26 protein-coding genes are annotated in these 24,285 nt (G+C 50.4%); 23 read left to right on the forward strand and 3 right to left on the reverse strand.

What is annotated here, in order from left to right:
• The first annotated feature begins 37 nt into the window (after positions 1–37).
• From Q7J88_RS01260 to Q7J88_RS01275, 4 genes are all read left to right on the forward strand, one after another.
• On the forward strand, positions 38–319 hold the full coding sequence (locus tag Q7J88_RS01260) for a YggT family protein (protein ID WP_303720332.1): 282 nt from the start codon (positions 38–40) through the stop codon (positions 317–319).
• Positions 320–346: 27 nt separating this feature from the next.
• Positions 347–877, forward strand: coding sequence for a DivIVA domain-containing protein (locus tag Q7J88_RS01265; protein WP_303720333.1), 531 nt, complete (start codon positions 347–349; stop codon positions 875–877).
• Positions 874–1,185 carry a DUF167 domain-containing protein gene (locus Q7J88_RS01270; protein WP_303720334.1) on the forward strand — a complete coding sequence of 104 codons (312 nt, stop codon included), beginning with the start codon at positions 874–876 and terminating at the stop codon, positions 1,183–1,185. Before Q7J88_RS01265 ends, Q7J88_RS01270 begins: the two co-directional genes overlap by 4 nt.
• 74 nt (positions 1,186–1,259) lie before the next feature.
• Positions 1,260–1,502, forward strand: coding sequence for a zinc ribbon domain-containing protein (locus Q7J88_RS01275; RefSeq protein WP_303720335.1), 243 nt, complete (start codon positions 1,260–1,262; stop codon positions 1,500–1,502).
• A 386-nt stretch (positions 1,503–1,888) separates the two neighbouring features.
• Here the strand turns inward: Q7J88_RS01275 and Q7J88_RS15305 are convergent, their stop codons facing one another.
• Positions 1,889–2,110: an IS110 family transposase gene (locus Q7J88_RS15305; RefSeq protein ID WP_369681940.1), complete on the reverse strand. Its 222-nt coding sequence runs from the start codon at positions 2,108–2,110 to the stop codon at positions 1,889–1,891.
• Between the two features lie 772 nt (positions 2,111–2,882).
• A complete protein-coding gene (locus tag Q7J88_RS01280; protein ID WP_303720336.1) occupies positions 2,883–3,644 on the reverse strand; it encodes a hypothetical protein in 762 nt (253 codons plus the stop codon).
• A gap of 360 nt (positions 3,645–4,004) precedes the next feature.
• Here Q7J88_RS01280 and folD point away from each other — a divergent pair, with 360 nt between their 5' ends.
• The 7 genes from folD to gcvPB are packed head-to-tail and all read left to right on the forward strand — an operon-like array spanning position 4,005 to position 10,821.
• Positions 4,005–4,859: a bifunctional methylenetetrahydrofolate dehydrogenase/methenyltetrahydrofolate cyclohydrolase FolD gene (gene folD / locus Q7J88_RS01285; protein WP_303720337.1), complete on the forward strand. Its 855-nt coding sequence runs from the start codon at positions 4,005–4,007 to the stop codon at positions 4,857–4,859.
• Positions 4,860–4,867: 8 nt separating this feature from the next.
• Positions 4,868–5,530, forward strand: a complete 663-nt coding sequence (locus tag Q7J88_RS01290) for a methylenetetrahydrofolate reductase C-terminal domain-containing protein (protein ID WP_303720338.1) — start codon at positions 4,868–4,870, stop codon at positions 5,528–5,530.
• Positions 5,527–6,384 carry a methylenetetrahydrofolate reductase gene (locus tag Q7J88_RS01295; protein ID WP_303720339.1) on the forward strand — a complete coding sequence of 286 codons (858 nt, stop codon included), beginning with the start codon at positions 5,527–5,529 and terminating at the stop codon, positions 6,382–6,384. Before Q7J88_RS01290 ends, Q7J88_RS01295 begins: the two co-directional genes overlap by 4 nt.
• Before the next feature lie 51 nt (positions 6,385–6,435).
• Positions 6,436–7,521, forward strand: coding sequence for a glycine cleavage system aminomethyltransferase GcvT (gene gcvT / locus Q7J88_RS01300; protein ID WP_303720340.1), 1,086 nt, complete (start codon positions 6,436–6,438; stop codon positions 7,519–7,521).
• Between the two features lie 52 nt (positions 7,522–7,573).
• Complete coding sequence (gcvH, locus tag Q7J88_RS01305; protein ID WP_303720341.1) at positions 7,574–7,957, forward strand: glycine cleavage system protein GcvH; 384 nt, start codon at positions 7,574–7,576, stop codon at positions 7,955–7,957.
• 54 nt (positions 7,958–8,011) lie between these two features.
• Positions 8,012–9,367 (forward strand): aminomethyl-transferring glycine dehydrogenase subunit GcvPA, encoded by a 1,356-nt coding sequence (gene gcvPA / locus Q7J88_RS01310; RefSeq protein WP_369681942.1) that lies wholly within the window; start codon positions 8,012–8,014, stop codon positions 9,365–9,367.
• Positions 9,364–10,821, forward strand: a complete 1,458-nt coding sequence (gene gcvPB, locus Q7J88_RS01315; RefSeq protein ID WP_303720343.1) for an aminomethyl-transferring glycine dehydrogenase subunit GcvPB — start codon at positions 9,364–9,366, stop codon at positions 10,819–10,821. Before gcvPA ends, gcvPB begins: the two co-directional genes overlap by 4 nt.
• Before the next feature lie 42 nt (positions 10,822–10,863).
• On the opposite strand, the gene Q7J88_RS01320 is transcribed toward gcvPB, so the two are convergent.
• Complete coding sequence (locus Q7J88_RS01320; RefSeq protein WP_303720344.1) at positions 10,864–11,826, reverse strand: TonB family protein; 963 nt, start codon at positions 11,824–11,826, stop codon at positions 10,864–10,866.
• A gap of 199 nt (positions 11,827–12,025) precedes the next feature.
• Between Q7J88_RS01320 and pta the strand changes: the two genes are divergently transcribed.
• The 12 genes from pta to ftsX all read left to right on the forward strand — a co-directional run bounded on the left by pta (position 12,026) and on the right by ftsX (position 24,082).
• Positions 12,026–13,027 (forward strand): phosphate acetyltransferase, encoded by a 1,002-nt coding sequence (gene pta, locus Q7J88_RS01325; protein WP_303720345.1) that lies wholly within the window; start codon positions 12,026–12,028, stop codon positions 13,025–13,027.
• Positions 13,028–13,227: 200 nt separating this feature from the next.
• On the forward strand, positions 13,228–14,394 hold the full coding sequence (locus Q7J88_RS01330) for a type II secretion system F family protein (protein WP_303720346.1): 1,167 nt from the start codon (positions 13,228–13,230) through the stop codon (positions 14,392–14,394).
• 21 nt (positions 14,395–14,415) lie between these two features.
• The gene (locus Q7J88_RS01335; protein WP_303720347.1) at positions 14,416–16,134 is read left to right on the forward strand and encodes a GspE/PulE family protein; all 1,719 of its coding nucleotides are present in this window, start codon (positions 14,416–14,418) and stop codon (positions 16,132–16,134) included.
• A 3-nt stretch (positions 16,135–16,137) separates the two neighbouring features.
• A complete protein-coding gene (pilM, locus tag Q7J88_RS01340) occupies positions 16,138–17,070 on the forward strand; it encodes a type IV pilus biogenesis protein PilM (protein ID WP_303720348.1) in 933 nt (310 codons plus the stop codon).
• A complete protein-coding gene (locus Q7J88_RS01345) occupies positions 17,067–17,615 on the forward strand; it encodes a PilN domain-containing protein (RefSeq protein ID WP_303720349.1) in 549 nt (182 codons plus the stop codon). The genes pilM and Q7J88_RS01345 overlap by 4 nt, the downstream gene beginning before the upstream one ends.
• Positions 17,616–17,617: 2 nt before the next feature.
• The gene (pilO, locus tag Q7J88_RS01350; protein ID WP_303720350.1) at positions 17,618–18,193 is read left to right on the forward strand and encodes a type 4a pilus biogenesis protein PilO; all 576 of its coding nucleotides are present in this window, start codon (positions 17,618–17,620) and stop codon (positions 18,191–18,193) included.
• A complete protein-coding gene (locus Q7J88_RS01355; RefSeq protein WP_303720351.1) occupies positions 18,190–18,888 on the forward strand; it encodes a hypothetical protein in 699 nt (232 codons plus the stop codon). The genes pilO and Q7J88_RS01355 overlap by 4 nt, the downstream gene beginning before the upstream one ends.
• A 168-nt stretch (positions 18,889–19,056) precedes the next feature.
• Positions 19,057–21,555, forward strand: coding sequence for a secretin N-terminal domain-containing protein (locus tag Q7J88_RS01360; protein ID WP_303720352.1), 2,499 nt, complete (start codon positions 19,057–19,059; stop codon positions 21,553–21,555).
• An 18-nt stretch (positions 21,556–21,573) separates the two neighbouring features.
• The gene (locus Q7J88_RS01365) at positions 21,574–22,059 is read left to right on the forward strand and encodes a type II secretion system protein (RefSeq protein ID WP_303720353.1); all 486 of its coding nucleotides are present in this window, start codon (positions 21,574–21,576) and stop codon (positions 22,057–22,059) included.
• The gene (locus Q7J88_RS01370) at positions 22,060–22,467 is read left to right on the forward strand and encodes a type IV pilin protein (protein WP_303720354.1); all 408 of its coding nucleotides are present in this window, start codon (positions 22,060–22,062) and stop codon (positions 22,465–22,467) included.
• Between the two features lie 5 nt (positions 22,468–22,472).
• Entirely contained in the window at positions 22,473–23,147 is a 675-nt protein-coding gene (ftsE, locus tag Q7J88_RS01375) for a cell division ATP-binding protein FtsE (RefSeq protein ID WP_303720355.1), read from the forward strand.
• A gap of 38 nt (positions 23,148–23,185) precedes the next feature.
• Positions 23,186–24,082 (forward strand): permease-like cell division protein FtsX, encoded by an 897-nt coding sequence (gene ftsX, locus Q7J88_RS01380; RefSeq protein ID WP_303720356.1) that lies wholly within the window; start codon positions 23,186–23,188, stop codon positions 24,080–24,082.
• Positions 24,083–24,285 lie beyond the last annotated feature (203 nt).

A 24,285-nucleotide genomic window follows, 5' to 3' on the forward strand; every position in this document is an offset into this window, starting at 1 on the left:
GTAAATTTACTTCGTTTGTTAGGGAAGGTGGGATGTTATGGGTATGCTAATCGTTGCGATTGCCAGGATTATCGATCTGGCTTTCAATATTTATATTTTTATTGTCATCGCCCGTGCGCTGATTTCATGGGTCAACCCGGATCCGTATAATCCGATTGTCCGTTTTTTGCATAGTGCAACCGATCCGGTCCTCTACAAGTTACGTAAAATGCTCCCATTTTTGCGCGCTGGAAGCTTCGATTTTTCACCGATCGTGTTGCTTTTACTCTTGTCCGTCATCCAGCAGTTGGTGATGTCATTCCTGATGCAGTTGGCATAATTGTTTGCTGATCAAAGAGGATAATAAATGCGTATTACTCCGATAGAAATTCAGCAACATCAGTTCAAGAGCCGCCTGCTGGGGTACGACACAGCAGCTGTCGATCATTTCCTCGAGATGCTTGCTGATGAACTTGAGCGTTTGCACAAGCAGAACAATGAACTTAAAGAGTCTCTGGCGCGAACCCGGACATCGCTTGAGCAGATGCGCGATCGTGAAAAGGCGCTTCAGGAAACGCTGATGACTGCACAGCGGGTGACAGAAGAATTGAAGGAAAATGCTCGGAAAGAAGCCGAGATCTTGGTCGCCGAAGCTCATCTTGAGGGGGAACAGGTTGTCCGGGATGCCGCCGAACGGCGAGTCCAGCTGATCAGCGAAATTCAGGAATTGAGGCGGCAAAAGATCTCGTTTGAAGCTAGTTTACGGTCGTTGATTGAAGGTCACCTGAAGCTTCTCGATCTTGATATCCTGCAAATCGAAGCAGATGAACATCAAGCAAGGCTACTCGATCAAGTTTCTTCTGGACTGCCTTTCGATAAAGAGGGCGATCAATTTTGAGTTATCCGTGTCTGAAAGAAAACGTGGTCGGGGTCATTTTGCAGATTCAGGTTCAACCTCGTTCGAGCCGCAATCAGTTGGTCGGTCTTCAGGGTGATGCCCTGAAGATCAAGCTGACTTCTCCTCCTGTGGATGGTGCTGCCAATAAAGCATGCTGTGCCTTTTTGGCAAAGGTTTTTGGAGTCGCCAAGGGAGATGTTGAGCTTGTTGCCGGGGACAAATCGCGGCAAAAAAGAATCTTGCTCAACGGCTTGGATTTGGCGACGGCAGAACAAATACTCAAATCCCAGCTTGAAGCTGCGTCTTGACAGCGGTTGTTTCTGGTTATATTATCTCCCTTCATTTCTGTAGAATAAAAAAATAATTGCAGGAGTAGATGGTTATGCCGTTGTATGAATATCAGTGTGAGTCGTGCGGACTACAATTTGAAGTCCGGCAAAAGTTTTCTGATGATCCGGTCAGCAAATGCCATGAATGCGGCGGACCGGTCAATAAGCTGATCTCGCAAGGGGGATTCGCTCTGAAAGGCGGGGGATGGTATCAGCAGGGTTACAGCCAGAAGCCTTCTTGTGGTAGCCAGAAGAGTGAAGGCTGCGCTGGGTGTCCGAACGCTGTTAACAGTTGATCCGGTAAAATGATCAGTCTGTAGCCCCGCATCAGCTTTGCGGGGCTTTCTTATGTGACCCCTGTCAAGACAAACTTTCCTGTTGTTAAAGACTGAAGGCGTTTGAGCAATATCCCTTTCTCATTCGTGTCCTTTAATCGCCAAGTACCAATCCGGTACGCCCAACGAACCTCACCCTTTTCGTTCCGCCACCCGAAGTGGACAAAGTCCCGTCGCGTCAGACCTGTTTATGTTGCAGGTCGGTAGGCTCTTTGTTCGATGCTCAAGCACCAGAGGATAATTGCTGATTTTTTTGCCGAAGCAGCAGTCGCCTTTTGTGGAATACCGGTTTTGTTGAGCAGTTTGTTGTATAGTTCGCCAGCCTTGTAACCTTTTGCTCGCCATATTCAGGCGGCTTCTATTAGCAATGATCGTAAGCGTTTTTGTCCAACTGGCATTAAATAACAACGAGGTGTTTTCTCACCGCTGTGTCGAACTGTTGGTGCAAATCCAAGATAACTGTTGACCTTTTCTGCACGGTTAAATCGTTCAGGGTGAAACGGCTCAAGATGAAAGGTTGTGGCGACAACCTTGCCGAGCCCAGGGACTGTTGTGAGTACTCGAATCACCGGCCGATGACTCGGGCGCCGGTTGAGTTGTTCCGTTGACCTGCCACTTCACTCAGCTTTCGTTGAAGAAATTCCAGCTCTCACAAGTGGCTGTCAATGGATAAGCGCCCCTCGGGCAAAAGAGGGAGTGCGGCGAGGTGGGTTTTGAAATCCGAGCGCCAGTTCTTGACAGCAATTGTTTCCTCGAACCCGTGACAGAGGAGAAAACCCTTAATCCGCTGTTTGCATTGGCGAGTTCGACCTGGCATCGGATGCCGACGACGCAACAAGGCTCGATGAACCTCCTCCTAGGCTGAAGGTAGAGATAGGGCGAATCAACTTTTTTTGTACAATAGTGAGCCAGCTTCAAACAATCGAGCCGATCCGTTTTGGAATCAGGACTGACGCTTCTTGGAATTTTACTCGGGGCTGTAACAATCACAGGGAACCCTTCTACCTGTAAAGCACGAGCCAGGGAAAAGCCAGTCAGTCCTGCTCCATAGGTAACTCCCACAACGTGAATGTTTAGCTGGCACAATGTTTTACAAAAACTTCCGGGCAAGCAAACCGTTGTGAATGTAATATGTTCTGTCGTCTACTCTGAGCAGAGCGAAATGGTAACTACGCTTGTGGACGTCCAAGTCGATCCAGAACGGTTCCGCTTGATGTGTCGAGAGAAAAGACTGCAGAGCAGATAAACTCTATCTTGCCATACTGGCCTCCTGACTTGTTCAGAAATGCGGATTTCTTTCAAGTCTACCGTGGGGGCCAACATGGTATTTTCTTTTGTTCATCAGTCATTAAATTGCACTTCGAAAGTCAGTGTGAAAATACCGGTCGGATCGAAATCCTTCTCCCGTCTCCATTGGACTTCCGGTTTTAATTCTATAAACAACCATTTCTTGATAATACGTTGCCGGTATTTTATGAAGCTATCATATTCGGTTACATGGTTTTGCGGCCGTGTTTCGCCAACCACATATGAACCGATTGCCAGGGCTTTTTTGTGGCTGAAAGACTGTAGCCACTGCCCCATTGTCAGCCACTCGTAACCGTTGCTCGATTCGGAGAAAAATCCTCGTCCGGTTGTCCGGATCAGCATTGATTTGTTCAGCGGCAGATCGTAATCGATGCGGCTCTCTTCGCCGAAGCCTTCCTTGTTCTCCCAAAAGACTGCTTGCGTCAAGGTCAGCAGCGATTCCTGTGCGATCGGAATCGAATATCGGACACGCGATCCCAAATGTGGGTTGAACTCATTTTCCAAATCGATTTTGATTCTATGGGTTAGGCTGAATTGTGTGTTTCGTTCCTGAGTGTACTGCAGGGCTAGGCTGGTATCCTGGCCGTTGGCGAGCTCTTGATTAATCCTCGAGTCTTTGAGGGCTTCATCGCGTAAATCCTCATCTTCGCTGGACAGAATTAAATGAAAGCGATTGGTCAGGTTGGGAAGGTAGAGCTGTGCTTTGACCTTTCCTTTAAAGCTAAGCTTTTCACCATCTTCAGCGATAAGTGAGCCGCGCAACCGCAGCGAAGTGCCTGCAATCTCTTCATCCAAACGTGGGTCCTGGAAAAAGTTATCGAACCATCTGGCCGGAGTCGACAGCGATTGGGAAATTTCTTTATGGGTTTTGTCAACCAAGGTAGTGCCGGGCGTCTCCGTATTCTCCTGTGCGTTGCAATATTGGGCTGTGGATAGGAGCAGGAGTAAAAAAAGCAGAGTTGTAATCGGGAAAAAGCTGGTTTGCATAAAGCAATCCCCTGTTGGAAAAGTATATGTGGTACAGGTGCTTCAGCGTCTTTACATTCGCTAAATGCTTACGTATAGTTTGGCATCCAGCTTTTGAAAATTAAGCATCTCCACTCATTTAAGAATGATCTCACTTGGCTATAAGTATAGCAGTTATGGAGGAGTTACGTGGCTCAAGTTATCGATGGTAAAGCAATTGCGGCAGATTTAAGAGAAGAAATCAAAGCAGATACGGCCGAGTTGGTGGCCCAGGGGGTCACTCCCGGATTAGCGGTAGTACTGGTGGGCGAGGACCCGGCTAGCCGGGTTTATGTATCAATGAAAGAAAAAGCATGCGCTGTAGCGGGGATATTTTCTGATGAACATAAGCTGCCAGCCGAAACCACTGAAGATGAGCTTTTGGAGTTGATCGACAAGCTGAATGCTGACGAGAGGATCGATGGCATTCTGGTTCAGTTGCCTTTGCCCAATCATATCGACGAATCGAAGGTGCTCGATACCATATCGCCGAAGAAGGATGTTGACGGTTTCCATCCATACAATGTCGGTCGACTGGCGACCGGTAACCCGCTGTTTCAACCCTGTACCCCTTACGGAGTCATGAAGATGCTGGAGCGTACCGGTGTTGACCTCAAGGGGAAAGAAGTTGTTGTTGTCGGGCGTTCCAATATCGTCGGCAAGCCGGTTGCCCTGATGTGTCTGGCCGAACATGCCACCGTTACCATCTGTCATTCCCGCACCCAGGATTTGCCGGCTAAGGTTGCCGCTGCAGATGTGGTGATCGCAGCTGTCGGCGTACCGGAAATGATCAAAGGGGAATGGATTAAGGAAGGCGCTGTGGTGATCGATGTTGGTGTCAACCGGGTAGGAGAGAAGAAACTGGTCGGAGATGTCGAATATGACGCGGCATTCGAGCGCGCATCTGCGATCACACCGGTGCCGGGCGGTGTCGGCCCGATGACCATTACCATGTTGCTCTACAATACTGTGGTTAGCGCCAAACGACGGGCGGGGGGAAAATAGGAATTTGAATGATTATCAGCACCCCGAAAGGGCGCGAAGAACTCGCGGCTTTGCTCGCAGAATACCACTCCCTGTATATTATCGGCTGTGGAGCTTGTGCAACGGTCTGTAAAGTGGGTGGCGAGGACGAGGTCTTCGCTACCCAGGAGTGGCTCGAGGAAAACGGGCATGAGGTGGTTGGCAGCATGGTGCTCGAAGAAGCCTGCCATATCATGCGCGCTGCCCGTGAGCTGCGTCGCTGCAAGGCCCAGATTGATGAGGCTGATGCTTTGCTGATTCTTTCCTGTGGCGCTGGGGTGCAATCGATTTCCAACTGTGTCGACAAGCGTGTGTTGGCGGGGGTCAACTCGCTGTTTCTGGGGAATATCCGTCGCTTTGGCGAGTTCGAAGAAAAATGCTCGCTGTGTGGTGACTGCATCCTCAGCGAAACGGCCGGAATCTGTCCAGTAACTAACTGTGCCAAGGGAATGCTGAATGGTCCTTGTGGCGGTATGGAAGACGGGCATTGCGAGGCGGATGAATTACGTGACTGTGCCTGGCTGAAGATCTACCAGCGTTTGGAAAAGCAGCGGCGGCACGGGGTTTTCGAGCGGGTGGTCGAGCCGAAGGATTGGGCCAAGAAGTTCAAACCGGGTCAGCATCGGCTCGACAAGAATGGGGACAAGAAATGAGTCGGTTGGCGGACAAGCTGGCTCGCCAGCAGTTTGTTGTGACTGCGGAAATCGCTCCGCCGAAAGGGATCGATGTCGCCCCCGCGTTGGCCAAGGCGGAAGTGTTGCGCGATATGGATGCCATCAATGTGACCGACAACCAGGGGGCCTGTATGCGCATGTCACCTTTGGTTTTATCCCGCCTGCTGGTCGAGCAGGGGTTCGATCCGATCTTACAGATTACCTGTCGTGATCGTAATCGGATGGCGCTACAGTCCGACCTGCTTGGCGCTGCCGCCATGGGGATCGAGAACCTGCTGCTGTTGACCGGCGATCACCCGAAATTCGGAGACCATAAAGCCTCACGCCCGGTGTTTGATCTTGATTCTGTGCAATTGCTCAAAGCTGTCGAGCGTTTGCAACAGGGCGTCGATATGGCCGGAAAACAACTCTCGGAAGCTCCGCATTTTTTTTCTGGCGCTGCAGTTGCTCCTGCTGCAGAACCACAAGCCCTGACCCTGAAAAAGTTCAAGAAAAAGATTAACTGTGGTGCAGAGTTTTTTCAGACTCAGGCTGTTTTTCAGCGCACGCAACTTGAGTCATTTATTGCCGAAGCAAAACAGTTTCAGGTTCCTGTTATACTGGGGGTGCTGCTGCTGAAAAATGTCCGTATGGCAAATTTCCTCAACAAGAATATTCCGGGTGTACAGGTGCCGCAAGATCTGCTACAACGCCTTGAAGATGCAGTGAATCCATTGCAGGAAGGTGTTCGGATCGCTCGTGAAATGGTAGCTCTGGCACGCGAGTTCTGTCAGGGGGTACATCTGATGACATTCGGTCAAGAAAATTTGATACCGCAGATCCTTGCGGAATAATTTGTTACAACTCTGTAGTTCAATAAAATCCAGATACCAGGGAGCCTGCCGATGAAAAAAACCGTACTGAATCAGGTCCACCGAGATGCGGGTGCCCGCATGGTCGAATTCGGCGGCTGGGATATGCCGGTGCAATACTCGGGAGTGCTTGCCGAACATATGGCCGTACGTGAAGCCGCCGGTCTGTTCGATGTTTCTCATATGGGGGAGATCGAAGTCAGCGGTCCGCAGGCCTTCGCTTTCCTTCAGTATGCAACCATCAATGATGTCTCTGCATTGTCCGATGGCCAGGTGCAGTACACCGCACTTTGTTATCCTTCCGGCGGGGTGGTGGATGATTTGACCCTGTACCGCTTTGCTGCCGACAGTTATCTGCTTTGTGTGAATGCTGCCAACACCGACAAGGATTTTGACTGGTTGCAGCAATTGCTCAAGGAAACCGATTACGTTGAGCTGCAACTGATCAATCGCAGCAGTGAATATGCCCAACTCGCGCTACAGGGGCCGAAGGCGGAAAAAATTCTTGCGGAATTGACCGATTCCGATCTGTCTTCGATCAAATATTACTGGTTTGCCGAAGGTGATGTTGTCGGGGTAGCGACGATCATTTCCCGTACCGGGTACACCGGCGAAGACGGTTTTGAACTTTATTGCCCCGCCAAAGATGGGGTAAAACTCTGGCAGGCATTGATGGTTGCCGGTGGACCGTACGGCTTGCTCCCAACCGGGCTTGGTGCTCGAGATACCCTGCGCCTGGAAAAAGCATATGCCCTTTACGGCCATGAAATAACCGCTGATATTTTGCCGCTCGAAGCACGATTAGCTTGGATCACCAAGCTGAATAAGGGCGAGTTCGTCGGTTCGCAGGCACTCATTGCGGCTAAAGAGGGCGGTTTGAAGCGTAAATTGATTGGTTTGAAATTGACCGAACCGGGTGTGCCGCGCGAAAATTATCCGGTTTTTTGTGACGGCCTCGAGGTCGGCTATGTCACCAGCGGAACGCTGTCCCCCTGTTTAAAGCAGGGGATTGCGCTGGCGCTGGTTGAAGCGGATTGCGCTGATGGAGAACAGCCGTTGCAAATCGGAATTCGTAAGCGACAGGTGGGGACCGAGAGGGTAAGACCACCTTTTGTCTAAAATTTTGTTATAGATCAACTCGTACACACAATTGACTGTCCAGGAGGATACCATGGATTTTCCCGACGAGCTGAAGTACACCGAAGAACATGAGTGGGTTTTGGTCGAAGATGAAATAGCAACTGTCGGTATCACCGATTTTGCCCAGGATCAGTTGGGCGATGTTGTTTTTGTTGAGCTGCCTGAGGTCGGTGACCAGCTGGAAACCGGTAAGCCGCTCGGTGTCGTCGAGTCGGTCAAGGCGGTTTCCGATGTCTATGCCCCGGTCAGTGGTGAAGTTGTTGAAGTTAACAGCGATCTTCCGGACGAGCCGGAAATGCTTAATACCTCTCCCTATGATGACGGTTGGATGATCAAGATCAAGCTGGACGATCCTGGCGAAGTGGAGGATCTGATGGATGCCGCTGCTTACCAGGAGTTTATCGAGCAGGACTGAGACGGCCCCTGATCGGCTCATGTTGTGATTCCATCAGATTGTACTGCTGAGAGGATACCTATGCGCTATTTGCCCCACACCGAAATGGATATCCGGCAGATGCTGGAAACTATTGGTGTTAAAAACATTGACGAACTGTTTTCCGGTATTCCCGATTCCTGCCGGCTGCAATCGCCACTCAATCTGCCTTCTGCCCTTTCGGAATCGGAGGCTGTGGCGGTTTTAAAAACATTGGCTGAGCGGAACGCCAAGGTTTCAGAGTGGGATTCCTTTCTCGGTGGTGGGGCGTATAACCACTTCATTCCGGCGGTCGTCGACCATCTGGTTAGCCGTAGCGAATTCTACACCGCCTACACTCCTTATCAGCCGGAGATCAGCCAGGGAACCCTGCAGGCGATCTTTGAGTTTCAGACCATGATCTGCCAGTTGACCGGAATGGATGTCGCCAACGCTTCGATGTACGATGGCGCATCTGCCTGTGCTGAGGCGGTACTGCTGGCGCTGCGCACCGGACGCAAACGCAACAAGGTGTTGCTTTCTGAGGCGTTGCATCCGCAGTACCGGGAAACAGTGGCGACCTATTGCCGTTACCTTAATGTCGAACTGATCGAAGTGGGAAGCGCCGATGGTGTTACCGATCGGCAACAGTTGAAAGGGTTGCTAGACGAGCAGGTTGCCGCGGTCGTGGTCGGCTACCCGAACTATTTCGGACAGATCGAAGATCTGCAGAAGCTGGCAGACGCTGCTCATGCTGCCGGGGCTAAATTGATTACAGCAGTGTCTGAGCCGCTGGCCCTGGGACTGTTCAAGGCTCCAGGCGATCTCGGAGCCGATGTGGTGGCCGGTGAAGGGCAGGCTTTCGGTATCCCGCTTTCATTCGGTGGGCCAGGGATCGGTTTCTTTGCGGTCAAGCAGAACGACATGCGCGCCCTGCCGGGACGTTTGGTTGGGGAAACCGTCGATCAGGATGGCAAGCGCGGTTTCGTGCTGACTTTAGCTACTCGCGAGCAACATATCCGGCGTGAGAAAGCGACCTCGAATATCTGCTCCAATCAGGGAATGTGTACTTTGATGGTTGGGATCTTCCTTGCGCTGCACGGCAAGCAGGGCTTGCGCAAACTGGCCGAACTCAACTATTCCAAAGCGGCTTACGCAAAAAAGCAGATTAGCGCACTCGATGGTTTCGCTATTGCTTTCTCCGGTGAGGTGTTCAACGAGTTTGTCGTTGTTTGTCCGGAGCCGGTTGCAGAGTTGCAGAAGCGTCTGGAGGAGCAGGGGATTCTATCCGGAATCGCTTTGGCAAAGGATTACCCGCAACTGGAAAATGGACTTTTGATTTGTGTGACTGAGCAGAACAGTCGCGAGCAGATCGACCGACTGGTCTCTGCCCTGGCAGGAGGTGAACGATGAGCCGTACAGACAGCCGCGGACTGGTTCTCGATGAAAAGCTGCTCTTTGAATTGACCGATCCTGGCCGGGTTGGTTACAGCCTGCCGGCGTGCGATGTCCCGGAGGTAACACCTCAGAAAAGTCTGCAGCGGGATGAGATTGCCGATTTTCCGGAACTTTCCGAAGTTGATGTTGTTCGTCATTACACCCGCCTCTCGACTTGGAACTATGGTGTTGACAGTGGTTTCTATCCGCTGGGCAGCTGCACCATGAAGTACAATCCGAAAGTTAACGAACAGGCGGCGCGTCTGTCTGGTTTTGCCGAGTTACATCCGCAAGCCCCGGAGCATCTCTGTCAGGGGGCGCTGGAGCTGATGTATCGGCTGCAACAGGACCTGGGTGAAGTCTCCGGTTTCCCTGCCATCACTCTGCAGCCGGCGGCAGGAGCTCAGGGTGAATTTACCGGGATGTTGATGATCCGTGCCTGGCACGAAGCGCAAGGCAATAAGCGGAACAAAGTTATTATTCCCGATACTGCGCACGGCACCAACCCGGCATCGGCCGCCTTGTGTGGTTTTGACGTGGTTCCGGTTGCTTCGGATGGGGTGCTCAGCAAAGCGGCAGTCGAAGCGGTAATGAATGATGAAGTAGCTGCGTTGATGGTGACCAACCCGAACACGCTCGGCCTGTTTGAAGCGGATATCCGCGAGATCTGCGACCTGATCCATGAGCGGGGCGGACTGGTCTATTGCGATGGGGCGAACCTGAATGCTTTGATGGGGATCAGTCGGCCAGGTGATATCGGCATCGACGTCATGCACTTCAATCTGCACAAAACCTTTTCCACGCCGCATGGCGGCGGCGGACCCGGCGCCGGCCCGGTCGGTGTGGTCGAAAAGCTCCGTCCTTTTATGCCGGTGCCGATTGTGGTCAAAGAGGGGGAGCGGTATAGGCTCGATTATGATCTGAAACAATCGGTCGGTCGGGTTAAGGGATTTTCCGGACATTTCGGTATCTTGGTACGGGCCTACAGCTATATCCTGTCGATGGGCGGTGAAGGGTTGAAGCGCGCGACTGAATTGGCCGTACTGAACGCCAACTATATTCGGGCGAGGCTGGAGGGGTCGTACGATCTTCCCTTTAAGCAGCGCTCGCTGCACGAGGTGGTCTTCTCCGAGGCGGCCCTGGAGAATGATTGCCATACCCTCGACGTTGCCAAGCGGCTGATCGATTACGGTTTTCATCCGCCGACCATCTATTTCCCGCTGGTGGTCAAGGGGGCGTTGATGATCGAGCCGACTGAGAGCGAAAGCAAACAGAACCTTGATGAGTTCTGCGATGCGTTGCTGTCGATAGCCGAAGAATCGCTGTCGAAGCCGGAGTTACTGAAACAAGCGCCGATCAGAGCCAAGGTCAAGCGGCTTGACGAAGCGACAGCAGCGCGCAAGCCGAAATTGCGCTGGGTAAAAGAATGACGACAAAGGCTGGCATTAAGGTGTCAGCCTTTTTGTTGCTGCTCAGCGGTTTCTTCCGAAGATGTATTTCCCGGTGAGTTGGTACCGGAAGTGGGCCATGATCTTCAGCTCTGGGTATGGATAGTGTTTGCCTAGGGGGCCAAAAGGTGCTGCCCTGTAAACCGCCTGGATCGCTTCGTAGTCGAGAATGTCCGATCCGCTGCTGTTGAGCAGATCGGCATCGAGCAATTTTCCTTCACGATCGACGGTTATCTTCAGCAGCAGGGTACCTTGCTGTTCTTTTTCGATCGCTTCTCGTGGATAGTTCCAAACCCCCTCTATCTGGTTGCGGAACCGGCGAAAAAAAGAAATCAATAGCCCGCGTTCCAGATTCAACCAGACGGTATCCCCAGATTCCAGATCATTTCTCTCTTTGATTTTTTCCTGCGCTGCCTGCTCCGTTCGGACGATCCGACCGAGGGTCGAAGGCGTCAAGTGAGTCAACTGCTCAAGTGATGGTAGCGGTTGGTCTGTTGGGTCCGGCAGCTTTCCATCTTCTTTAGGTGTGGGTTTGCGCACGGCCTCAAGTTGATGCTCTGATTCTCTATGAGTAGGTTGCTTCTTTTCGGCTTTAACGGTTTTGTTTGTTGGCTGTGGCTGTATTGGCTTTGTCGGGGCCGGGCGGGCCGCTTGATCGCGAGAGTCCTCACCTTTGGGGGCCATCTCCTTCTCGACCCGCTGGTTGGCTTCTGCCAGCCGAGAGCTCTCTGGTGGGGGTTCCGGTGATGGTTTGACCGGTTGTTGATCCAGTTCATAGACTTTATTTTCTCTGTTTTCTGGTTTTTCGACTAGTTTGACAATAGTCGGTTGCTGACGCAATTCTGCGGGCTGCTCTTCGTTCAATTTATCCCAGGGAACAAGTAGGACGATTGAAAGGTGTAGCAGGATAGAGAACAGTAATGATACGACCAGCAGTGCTGGGCGATTATTCTGTTGATTGGCGCTGAGACGGTTCGACGTGTCCATAAGTTGGCGATTATAACGACTGTTGTTTGTCTCTGCCAGTATCATCCTGTGGCAGAGAATGAAAAAGCGATTGACCGGCGACGAATCCATTCGGTATAAACGAGGCTATTCCCTTGAAGATCTCTTTATCCTAGGGATTTATTTTTTTCAAATAACGTTTTAATTGGAGAAAAAACAACGTAAAGTGAAGGAGGAGTTAATGCATCTCGTCGATCAAATTAAAGCTAAAGCTCGTGAAAATTTGCAGACCGTTGTCCTGCCGGAAGGTTATGACGATCGTATGGTTGAAGCCTCGGCAAAGATTGTCGCTGATGGGTTGGCCAAGGTTGTTCTGCTCGGCAATGTCGATGCGCTAAATGTCAAGGCTGCCGAGATGGGTGTGACGCTTGATGATGTAACCCTGATCGATCCAAAGAATTCCGACCTGCTTGACGGATATGCCGATAAGTTGGTCGAGTTGCGGAAGAAGAAGGGTTTAACCAAGGAACAGGCGATTGAACTGCTGACAGGTAATGATAACCTTTATTTCGGTGCCATGATGGTGCGTATGGGTGATGCCGGAGGTGCTGTGGCTGGTGCTTTCAATACCACTGGCGATGTTTTGCGTGCGGCCCTCCAGGTGATCGGTACCGCACCAGGGATGAACACCGTCTCCTCGGTGTTCCTGATGGTGACCAATACTCCCGAGTTTGGAGAGAACGGCGTACTCTGTTTCGCTGACTGTGCTGTTAATCCGAATCCTGATGCCCAAGCTCTGGCAGAGATAGCGGTCAGTACCGCGGTGAGCTGCAAGCGTTTTCTCGGTGTTGAGGCGAAGGTTGCCATGCTTAGCTTCTCGACCAAAGGCAGCGCCAAGCATGAGGACTGTGACAAGGTTCTGAAGGCACTGGAGATAGCGAAAGAGATGGCCCCTGATCTGGCGATCGATGGCGAACTTCAAGCGGATGCAGCGTTGCTACCGAATGTCGGGGAGAAGAAGGCTCCCGGTTCCGCAGTGGCCGGAAAAGCCAACACCATCGTATTCCCGGATCTGGATGCGGGCAACATCGGCTACAAACTGGTCGAACGTTTGGCTGGCGCTGAAGCTGTCGGCCCGATTGTACAGGGGTTGGCGCAACCGGTTAACGACCTGTCGCGTGGCTGCTCGGTCGACGACATTGTCAGTGTCTCGGCGATCACTGCAGTGCAGGCACAAGGTTGATTTAGCGATACTTTTTAATCATCTTGAACTGGTAATGGGGAGCGGCTGTAGAACGGCTGCTCCCCGTTTTTGTTTGGCTGGGTTAATTGCGGGAAATTTATATGTTTTTTACATTGAAGAATTCTCTTTCTGGAGGGGTTATGTTAGACTCGTAAGCTATGCCTAGCTTTGTCTGTAAAATAGGAACTGCCGATGGACGTGTGGTTGAAAAAGAATTCGATTCCACGTCGAAAGAGCAGTTGAAAGAAAACCTGCAAGAGCAGGGATTCTACGTTTTTAAGATCCGGCGTAAATCCTTTCAACTTCTTTCTGCTGGAGAGCGGCAGACCGGTCGTTTGAGTGGTCGCCGCTTTCTCTCTTTTAATCAGGAGTTACTCGTTTTGTTGCGTTCCGGTCTCCCGGTGGTGCAGATACTCGATACCCTGATCGGGCAGATGGAGGCTGGCAGTTTTCGCGATGCTTTGACCGATATCCGTGAAGACATCAAAAGCGGCAGTGTACTCTCAGATGCTTTTGTCAAATTTCCGCGTTTTTTCCCGCCACTTTATGTTGCAGCTGTCAAGGCAGGGGAGAAAACCGGTGACTTGCCTGAAACCCTGTCCCGCTTCATGCAATATCAGAAACGGGTAGAAGCAATTCGCGCAAAAGTCAAAAGCGCCTCTTTTTACCCGCTGTTGCTAACCTCCGCAGCGGTTCTGGTTGTTATCTTTTTGATGCTTTTTGTCGTCCCGACCTTTACCCAAATTTATACCGATGCCAACGTGGAACTGCCGTTAATGACCCGCATATTAATGGCTTTTTCCGCACTGGTGAAAAATTACTGGTTCCTGCCGGTATTTGCTGGTGTAGGGGGGGGGATTTCTGCCAGAATGTTGCTGCGTACTTCCCGAGGCAAACTTAAGCTGGACAAAACGATTTTGGTGTTGCCGTTTTTGGGGCGGTTAAAGCTCGATTATGCGCTTTCCGGCTTCTGCAGAACGTTGGGTACGACCCTCGCCAGCGGTACGCCGCTAGTCCCGGCGATGCAGATGTCGCGGGGTACCTTGAATAATTTGAGCTTGGAGAAGGAGATGGTCCAGGCGATCCGGCGGGTTGAAGAGGGGACTTCCCTCTCTGATTCACTGGAGCGGACCGGCTTCTTCCCATCTCTCGCTTTGCGCATGGTCAGTGTTGGTGAAACCTCTGGTTCCTTGACCGATATGCTCAACGATGTTGCAGATTATTACGAAGCTGAAGTTGAACACCGGCTGACCCGATTGACTACGCTGATCGAACCGATCCTGATGGTGACGATGGGGGTTCTGATCGCCTTCATTATTGTCGCCATGTATATACCGATCTTCCAACTGGCTGGCACTGTCGGTTGAGCTCTTGGGATGAAGAAATAAATGAAGTTTAAACGAAAAATGATCGGCCGGATTCTTGTCGATATGGGCGCGATTACGACTGCTGAAATCGACATTGTCATGGAAAAACTGCAGGCTAGCGGAAAAAACTTCGGTGACACCGGAATAATCGAGGGCCTGTTTAGCGAAGAAGAGCTGGCCCAAGCGTTGGCTATTCAGTTTCAGTATGAATACATCGACTTAAGTGATCAGGTGCTCGATCCGGAGTTGTTGTCGCTGTTGCCGACCGATGTGCCGATGAAATACAATCTGGTTCCGCTCGATCAATATGACGGACACCTAGTTGTTGCCATTGCTGATCCTACGAATGTCGTGGCACTGGATAACCTCGAGTTGCAGCTCGGTCTGCAACTCGACCTGAAAATTGCCGCAAAAGGTCAGATCGAACGTCTGATCGAACGAGGGGCTGGGTCGCAGAGGGTTTTGCGAGAAGCATCAGAAGACTTTAAACTGCAGCTGATCAAGGAGACCGACAAGGGGGACGAAGTCCTCTCCATTGAAAAGCTGACGGCAGATACCAGCCCAATTATCCGCTTGATCGACTCAACCCTGTTTGATGCTTTGAAAAAGCGTGCGAGTGATATCCATATCGAGGCGACCGGTGAGGGGGTTGTGATCAAGTACCGCGTTGACGGAGTCCTCTATCAGGCGACCGAAACGATAGACGGTCGCTTTCAGGGGCCGATCATTTCACGGATCAAGGTTATGAGTGAGCTTGATATCTCGGAACGTAGGATTCCGCAGGATGGCCGTTTCAAGGTTCGTCTGGGGAACAAAGCGATCGACTTCCGGGTATCGATCATGCCGACGATCTTCGGTGAGGACGCTGTTATCAGGATCCTCGACAAAGAGTCGATTGCCGCTGACATGAAGGGATTAACTCTTGAAGTTCTCGGATTTGAGGAACGGGAGCGAATCAGGATCCGGAGCCGAATTCGGGAACCGTACGGGATGGTGCTGGTCACTGGACCGACCGGTAGCGGTAAAACCACCACTCTTTATGCGGCCTTGTCGGAGATCAATTCTGAAGAAGAGAAAGTGGTGACCATCGAAGACCCGGTTGAATACCAGGTCAAGGGAGTTGTGCAGATCCCGGTTAACGAGAAAAAGGGGCTGACCTTTGCCCGTGGCCTGCGTTCGGTGTTACGTCACGACCCGGACAAGATCATGGTTGGTGAGATCCGCGATCCGGAAACGGCGCAGATTGCAGTGCAGTCGGCTCTGACAGGTCATCTGGTATTTACCACGGTGCATGCCAATAATGTTTTCGATGTCCTCGGCCGTTTTCTGCACATGGGGATCGACCCGTACAACTTTGTTTCCTGCCTCAATTGTGTTCTGGCCCAACGGCTAGTGCGTAAGCTTTGCCCACATTGTAAAGAACCGATAACTCATGACCCTCAGTTGCTGCGCAATTATGGATTGAGCGAAGAACAGTGTGCTAAGGCTAATTTTCAGGATGCAAAAGGTTGTAAAGAGTGTAATGGATTGGGGTATGTTGGTAGAAGCGCCATCGTTGAATTGCTGGAAATGAACGACGAGTTGAGGGAACGGATTGCAGATAAAAGTCCGGTGTCGGAATTAAAAAAACTGGCTCGTGCCAATGGCACGGTTTTTTTACGCGAGGCCGCACTGGAAAAGGTTTTGCAGGGAGTAACCACTTTCCGTGAGATTGATCGCGTGACCTTTGCGGAGATTTGACCTGTGTTTCATCGTAACTACTTGGGATTGGAAATAACCCGTGATGGTTTGCGGGCAGTCGCTATCCAGCGCCGTGGCTCAGGAGTCGGTTTGAGTGGGGGGCAGACCCTGAAGTTCAGTGATGGGATATTGGTGCCGTCGGTAGTTGAGCCGAACGTACGTAACCCGGAACGGTTTGTTGATGCGGTTCGTGAAGTGCTTCTACCGCTGGCGAAAAAGGAAAAACGGATTGCGGTTGCTTTGCCGAATGCTGCCGGTCACCTTTATCTGCTCGATATTGATACCCCTTTCAAGAGTCATTCAGAGGGCTTGGATATTGTGCGCTGGAAGCTCAAAGAACTGTTGCCGCCAAAGTTGAATCGCTATGCTGTTGATTTTCAGGTTCTGGAGGAACGGGAATCGGACGGCAAACGGATTCTGGCTTCGGTTTTGGCAGAAAATGTTTTGACGCAATATGAAGAGCTTTTGTCGCAGGCTGGTTATTCTCCTGGGTTGATAGATTTTCAGACGTTTAACATGTACAACGCATATCATGCCAGGATTGAGTTGGGAACAGATTTTTTCCTGGTTGGCGTAGATGGCAGTCAGTTCTCCCTGCTGGCCTTTGAAAATCGCCTGCTTGATCTTTGCCGCACCAAAACAATTACTGAGAATCCAGAGCAGATTTTTCAAGAAATTAATCGGTCGATGGTCGGTTATCGGCGATCGCATGGGTCGATGTCGCGAACTAAGATTCATTTGCACACTAACTGGTCGCAGCCGGAAGATTTGCAGGAGGCCGTCCAAGCTGCATTTGAAAAGGATGTCGAACTGTTACCATCCCCCTTGAAATCCTTGCCCGGTTCACAAAGACTGAATGTGATAGATGCTGACGCCAAAGGGATGGCAACCGCTCTTGGCGTTGCCGAGCGGATGATTCAGAGAGTATCGCAATGAGATTAACATTAAATCTAGCCAGCCGACGCTATGTTAATGAACGGGCTCTCAAGCTGTTTTGCCTGGCGCTGACGCTTCTTTTAGTTCTGTTGTTAATTTTGCAGGGTCAGTTATTGTTGCAAAGTCGTGAGCATAATCTGGCGTTTCGAGCGAATATCGAAAAGTTACAGGTACAGCTGAGTGGAAAAATTCCGGAACGCTTTACCAAAGAGCAGATTGCTGTTCAGCAACAGGAATTTGCTCAGGCTAAAGCGATCTTGCAGCAGGACGCTTTCCGTTGGACTGCTCTTTTTGATCGTATGGAAAAGCTGTTGCCGAAAAATGTCAGTATCACCAGTTTCAGTCCTAATTATAAGTCCGGAAGTTTGATGATAAACGGAGTGGCAAAAAATCTGATTGATTTACAGGACCTGCTGGACAACTTGCACGCAGATTCGTTCAGTCAGGTTTTTTTGAAAAACCAAAGCCAGATTGAAGTCCTCGATTATCAGGACCAGAAGCACTTGGCCATACAGTTTTCTATTCAGCTCGAGGGGGTATTCTGACGATGTTGAAAAATCCCCTTCTGAAGACAATCTGGGAGCAGAGTCGCGTATGGGTGTATGTGATCGGAATTTTGGCGTCGCTTTCAATTGTAATCCTTTTCTATCAGACCCAGGTGGTTACACTTGAAACTGAGCAGTTACAGCATCGACAAAGTAGCTTGCAGAAGCAAGTACTGGCCCGAGAAGCGAAACTTTCTGAATCTGGCGTACCGGTTTCCGCTGTTGAACTGATGGAGGATAATCTAAAGCAGTTTTCGCAGTTGATTCCTCCCAAACAGAAATTATCCGATTTCATTGGGGAACTTTTTCATTGGGCGGATGAAGCAAACCTTGAGATCCATCAGGTTTCCTATCAACCGAAAATAGACAAAGAGACCGAGTATCTTAATTACGGACTCAGTTTTTCGCTGCAGGGAACCTACAAACAGCTGAAAAAGTTTATGTATCTGCTTGAGAATTCCAAGCGGATTTTAATCGTTGACAAAATCGGACTGACAGGCAAGCGGAACAAAGACAACTCTACTTCGGTCAACCTGCAGATCAATCTGACCACTCTGTTCCAGGAGGTCCCGAAATGAGCCGTTCACGGGTTTTGCTCCTGTTGATTCTGTTGTTGGTGGCCGCTATCTGGTATGAATGGCAGGAACCCCCCCATCAGCAGAAAGTAGTGAGCGAAAAATCGTTACCGGAGCGTAATGATGGTGTGATTTCGGCTAAGAATGGTCCCGCAGGTTTTGTGGCTCTAGACTTTTCCGGTGGGGATAAGCTTGGCTTCAAACCACCGAGGCGGGACTTGTTTAGGTCGCTGTATAGAGTTCCGGCAGCAACTCCAGTCCCTGAGGCTAAACCGATTCCGAAACCGGTAGAAGTTGCGCCGCCACCGCCACCGCCGGCGCCACCGCCACCACCGCCACCACCGCCACCGCCTACGGGGCTTAAGCCGATTCAGCCATTAATTGTGCTTGGGTTCTTGCAAAAAGGTGTGCAGACAACGGTATTTCTATCGTCACGCCAGGGAGAGATCTTTTTGGTAAAAAAAGGAGATCGTTTTGCAGATGGACTGCTGGTGAGGGAATTGTTCGGAGATAAGGTTGTAATCAGCCGAGGGATGGACGACCCCGGTGTGACATTGACCGTGGAAGAGCATAAAAATCTTCGGGTAGGAATCAAGAGCGCGCCGTCAGGTCGCCCGAATGTACCATCGAATGTACCAGATATAGAGGCTCCTGCCTCGAATTCTAGTCAGCCACAGGAAGGTGCTGGTGAAAACTGATATTTATAGATGTAAGGTATATAAGGAAAATCTGCAAATAGGAGTTTAACAAATATGCAATTTTTGATCAGACGATGGGCCGTTCGGTTCGCTTGTCTATTATTGTTGGCCTCATTGCTTGCAGGCTGTGCTGTCGGTACTCGAGAATTCAAAAAAGGAGAACAGGCCTTGACTGAAGGGAACTACGACCGTGCGGTTACCTCTCTTCTGTCGGCAGTTGAAAAAGACCCGAAAAGTTCGAAGTATCGCCTGAAGCTGAATCTAGCCAGAGATAAAGCCTCACAGACGCACAAACATTTAGGTGATAGCTTCTTTCAGCAAGAGCAGTACCTGTCGGCCAAGCAAGAGTACCAGCTGGCGGTTGATATGGACGGGGCCAACTTTTCTGCTGCAGATGCTCTGTCGCAGACGGTCAAGCATCTGCAGGCGGAAAAAATGACTCAGGAGGCGGCTGCTTTGTTGAAGGAGCGACGGCGTCTGCAAGCAAAGAATACCGTCGAGCAGGCCCTTGGACTGGTTGCTGATTTCCAGCCAGCGTTGCGGTTGAAGCAGCAGATTGAGAAGACCGCGCTGACCATTATTGACGGCGTTGAACTGGAGGTAACCTCCGACCAACCCATAACGCTAAATTTTACCAATGCCAAGCTGCCCGACGTTTTTGAAATCCTGACCAGCCTGTCGGGAATCAATTTTATCCTCGATGAGGATGTGCGTGGAACCAATACGACCCTGTTTCTGGAAAATGCCACCTTTGCTCAGGCTTTGGAACTGCTGTTGAGGATGAACAAGCTGGACAAGAAGATACTTAACAGTAAGACGATTATTCTCTTTCCACAAACCCGGGACAAGCAGAAGCAGTTTGAAGATCAGCTGATTCATACCTTTTATCTATCGAATATCGATGCCAAAAAGGCGGTCAACCTGCTGCGGACCATGTTGCAGATCCGCAAGATATATGTTCACGAAGAACTCAACGCGATCATCGTTCGCGATACCCCGCCGGTTATAAGGCTTGCCGCTAAAATTATTGAAGCGAACGATCGCTCTAATTCCGAAGTTGTCTTCGACCTTGAACTGATCGAGGTCAATCACACCGATACTAGGAATTTAGGTTTGAAGTTAAGTGATTACCAGTTGAGTGGCGGTGTAAGCCTTGGTGGTGAAACGCTGGTTAAATCAGCGTTGGAGGCTGGGGCTACTGTCGCTGGGCTAGTTCCTGGAGGCACCGCAGCAGATGAATTCAGCTCTTTTTATACGCTGCCGACAGCTACGTTCCGATTGGTGAAAACTCAGGTTGATGCAGAGGTGTTGGCCAGTCCCAAAATTAGGGTAAAAAACAAGGAAAAAGCCAAGGTACATATTGGCAGTCGCGAACCGGTTATTACTGTAACCACAAGTGGTACGGACAATGTTTCGGAAAATGTTCAGTATGTTGATGTTGGTGTAAAGTTGGATGTTGAGCCAACGATTCAGTTGGACAACACCATCGTTACAAAAGTAGGTCTTGAAGTTAGTAACGTATCGGGCAGGCAAACAACTGATAACGGTACTGCTGTTATCACTATTTCCACAACGAATGCAAATACCTCATTAACGCTAAAAGATGGTGAGCAAACTATTATTGGCGGTTTGATTCGTGATGATAAGTCGACCACCAAAAACAAGATACCGATTTTGGGGGATCTCCCGTTTATAGGCGAACTGTTCAACGGTACAGACAAAAGCGATATCAAGCGGGAAATATTACTGTCGATCACCCCGCATATTGTCAAATCGGTCACTTTGCCGGAACATGATGTGGCCAGTATCTGGTCCGGCGGGGAAGATGATTTGAAGGATGGCCGGAATTTCGGTTCTTTTGCAAGAGAGTATGAAGCTGGACAGAAAGGATTAGAACCAGAAGTTGATTATCGCCCAACCGATCTGGAAAGTGCCGAAGTGATGCCTGCGGCAGAGGAACCGGGTGGAACAACTACTCCTCCGGTTGTAGAAGAAAAAGCGCCACCTCAACCAGCGCTAGGACAGGGGCCGGCAGAAACTCAACCGGCAATGGTTCCGTCTCCAACCGCGTTGCCAGCGCCAGAGACTGCAGCGCCTGAGACTGCAGCGCCTGAGACTGCAGCGCCTGAGACAGCAGCGCCTGAGACAGCAGCGCCTGGTTTCGTGACCGATTCTGAAGTCCCAACTCCTACAGCTGAGCCTGGTGTTGCTGTGACTGAAGTGCAGATGCCAACCGCTGAACCCCCCGCCGAAGTGGTGCCGAGGGTCTATGTACAGGGTTCTCAACTGGTTAAAGTAGGTGAGACCTTTTCGTTAGGTTTTCAAGTCGATGAAATCAAGGAGTTGTTCAGCGCTCCGCTGTATGTGCAATACGATGAAAACCTGTTCGAATTTGTCAGCGCAACGGAAGGTCCTTTTCTTAAACAGGGGATCAGTCCGACTATCTTTACTCACACTGTCTTGGAAGGTTCTGGTCGGGTCATCGTAGGTTTGAAGCAAGGCGCTGGGGGGAAAGGCGTCTCTGGTAGCGGTGAGCTGTTTATTATGAATTTTAAAGGCAAAACAGTGGGTAAGGGCACGATTGAGACGACCCGGACGAATTTCCGCAATCCGCGTGGTGTTCGTTTGAAGGTCGAGTCGACCGGTCTGCAGATTGAGGTTCAGTAGGTCTGTCGGAATAGGCTGATGCGCAGATTTCGTCTTTTAAATAACTCTGGGCTGACGTTGATAGAACTGGTAATCGCTATGGCCTTGATGGCTATTTTAGCCGCCGTAGCGTTGCCGATGGCAGAGGTTACAGTCGTACGGACGAAGGAGCTGGAACTCCGGCGTGCGTTGCGTGATGTACGGACTGCTATCGATGAATATCACGCAGATTACCAAGCCGCGGTTGAGCAGAAGAAGATTTTTGCCACAGTTGATGCTTCTGGCTACCCAGAAGAATTGAAAGCCCTGGTCGAAGGAAACGATTGGGGGGGGCTCTATCCGTACAAGAAAAAATATCTGCGTCGTATCCCTCGTGATCCCTTTGATAGATATGACGATGGCTGGGGGTTGAGGTCTTACGAGGATGAACCGGACTCCACGGTTTGGGGCGGCAACGATATTTATGATATCTATTCGCAAAGTGACGAAATTGCTTTGGATGGCACTTATTATCGTGATTGGTAAATGATGAGGCGTATCAAGAAAAAAAATAATCGTGGTTTCACCTTGATAGAATTGCTGACCGTTATGGTAGTGATGGCTATTTTAGCGGCAATTGCCGTTCCTTCTTATCGGCGGAGCCAAGTCAAAGCCCGCGAATCGGTATTGGCTGAAGATCTCTACCAGATACGCAAGGCGCTCGATGCTTATTTTGCCGATAATGCCGCGTATCCGGATACTCTTGATCAGCTGGTAAATAGCAAATATTTAAGGGCAATTCCGAACGATCCCTTTACCCGGTCCAGTGATAGCTGGGAGTGTGTTCCACCAGAACCGGCCGACAGCGGTCAACTCGCTGAGGGTGGCTGCTTCGATGTGCACAGTGGCAGTGATCTGGTTGGTGGCAACGGGATACCCTATCGGGACTGGTAAAACGGATGATCCAGCTGTTTAATGTGACCAAAAGTTACGGTGGCGAATCTGCAGCGGTTAAGGATTTGACCATCCAGATCCCCAAAGGCGATTTCGTCTATGTTACCGGCGCATCTGGGGCCGGGAAAACCACCTTCTTGCGGATGCTTTATGCCGCCGAAAAACCGACCAAAGGACAGATCCTGGTCAACAATCAGAATATCACTCGTATCCGCTCCAGCCAGATTCCTTATCTTCGGCGCAAGATCGGAGTCGTTTTTCAGGACTTCAAATTATTGCAGAGCCGTACCGTTTATGAAAACGTCGCATTCGCCCTGGAAGCCCAAGGCAAGAAGCGTTACGAAGTAAGCAAAAAGGTTTATCAGGCACTCAAAGAAGTCGGCCTAGAGCATCGTCTGCAGCGAAAACCACTGGAATTGTCTGGCGGAGAGCAACAGCGGATTGCCATCGCCCGGGCATTGGTGGTCGATCCGCTGATTCTGTTGGCGGATGAACCGAGTGGTAATCTCGATATGGAAGTTACTCTGGATATCATGGAACTGTTTAAAAAGGCCAATGCCCGAGGGACCACAGTGTTGCTTGCAACGCATGACCACAGTTTGCATCAACGCTTTCCGCGGCGGGTGATTACTCTCGAAAAAGGGAAGCTGATCACCGATCAACAATCGCACCATAGCTAGTTTAGTTTAGCTCTGCACTAACTCCGGAGGGTCCAGCTGTGCTGGAAAATATCCGTTACTTTTTCCGTCGGGCAATACGCAATATGCAGCAATGGCCGCTATTGTGTTCTGCGGCAATTCTGACCATGGCTGTGGCTCTGGCAACAGTCGCCACCTTTTTTCTGGTTGTTGTCAACGTTGAACAGCTCGCTGCCAACTGGACACGAGAAATTCAGGTCATTGCTTATTTGGAAGATGCCCCCACTGCGCGGGAACTGCCTGGACTGTTTGCCAAGTTGGAAAATTTTCCTGAAGTTGAAAAAGTCAAATACATTTCGCCCAGCGATGCAATGGCTCGGTTCAAAAGTCGCCTGGCGGATGAGGCCAGCCTGCTTGAAGGGGTAGATCGTAATCTGCTGCCAGCGTCATTCGAACTAATGCTGAAAGCGAAATTTCGTAATCAGGATGGCATTGATCGAGTCATTGAGCGGCTCGACAACACTATAAATGTAGAAGATTTGCGCTATGGGCAGAAATGGCTTGAACGATTTAATACCTTTGTGGGTATGTTGCGCTTTATCAGCCTGATACTCGGCAGCTTTTTGATTTTTGCGGCTCTTTTTATTGTGTCTAACACCATCAAGTTGACGCTTTACGCACGAAGGGACGAACTGGAAATTATGGCCCTGGTCGGTGCGACAATGCGATTTATCAAAATTCCTTTCCTGCTGGAAGGAGCATTGCAAGGATTGCTCGGGGGGGTTGTTTCCCTCGGTTTTCTGGCGATCTCTTTCCATCTTCTGATCAAGCGTAGCTTGACATCCTTCTGGTTAACTCCGACCGATTTGAATCTGCTGTTCATGACCCCTGGACAACAGTTGATGCTGGTCATTGCCGGTGTTATGTTGGGCATCTTGGGAAGTCTTACCTCTTTGCGTAGATTTGTACGCTTCTGATTACTTATGGTTTGTCGGTTTTTTATTTTATTGTTTCTGACGCTGTGTCTTGGGAGCGGTCACGGGTGGGCGGATCTGCAGGATAGTCGAAAGGAATTGCAGCAGATTCAACAACGGATCGAAAATGCACAGATCGATCTAAAACACAAGAAGAGGTCAGAGCTGCAGTTCAGCAGAGAATTGGCGTTGTTAAATAGCACCTT

Origin of the sequence: Malonomonas rubra (assembly GCF_003247215.1) — a bacterium.
GTDB classification, from domain to species: domain Bacteria; phylum Desulfobacterota; class Desulfuromonadia; order Desulfuromonadales; family Geopsychrobacteraceae; genus Malonomonas; species Malonomonas rubra_A.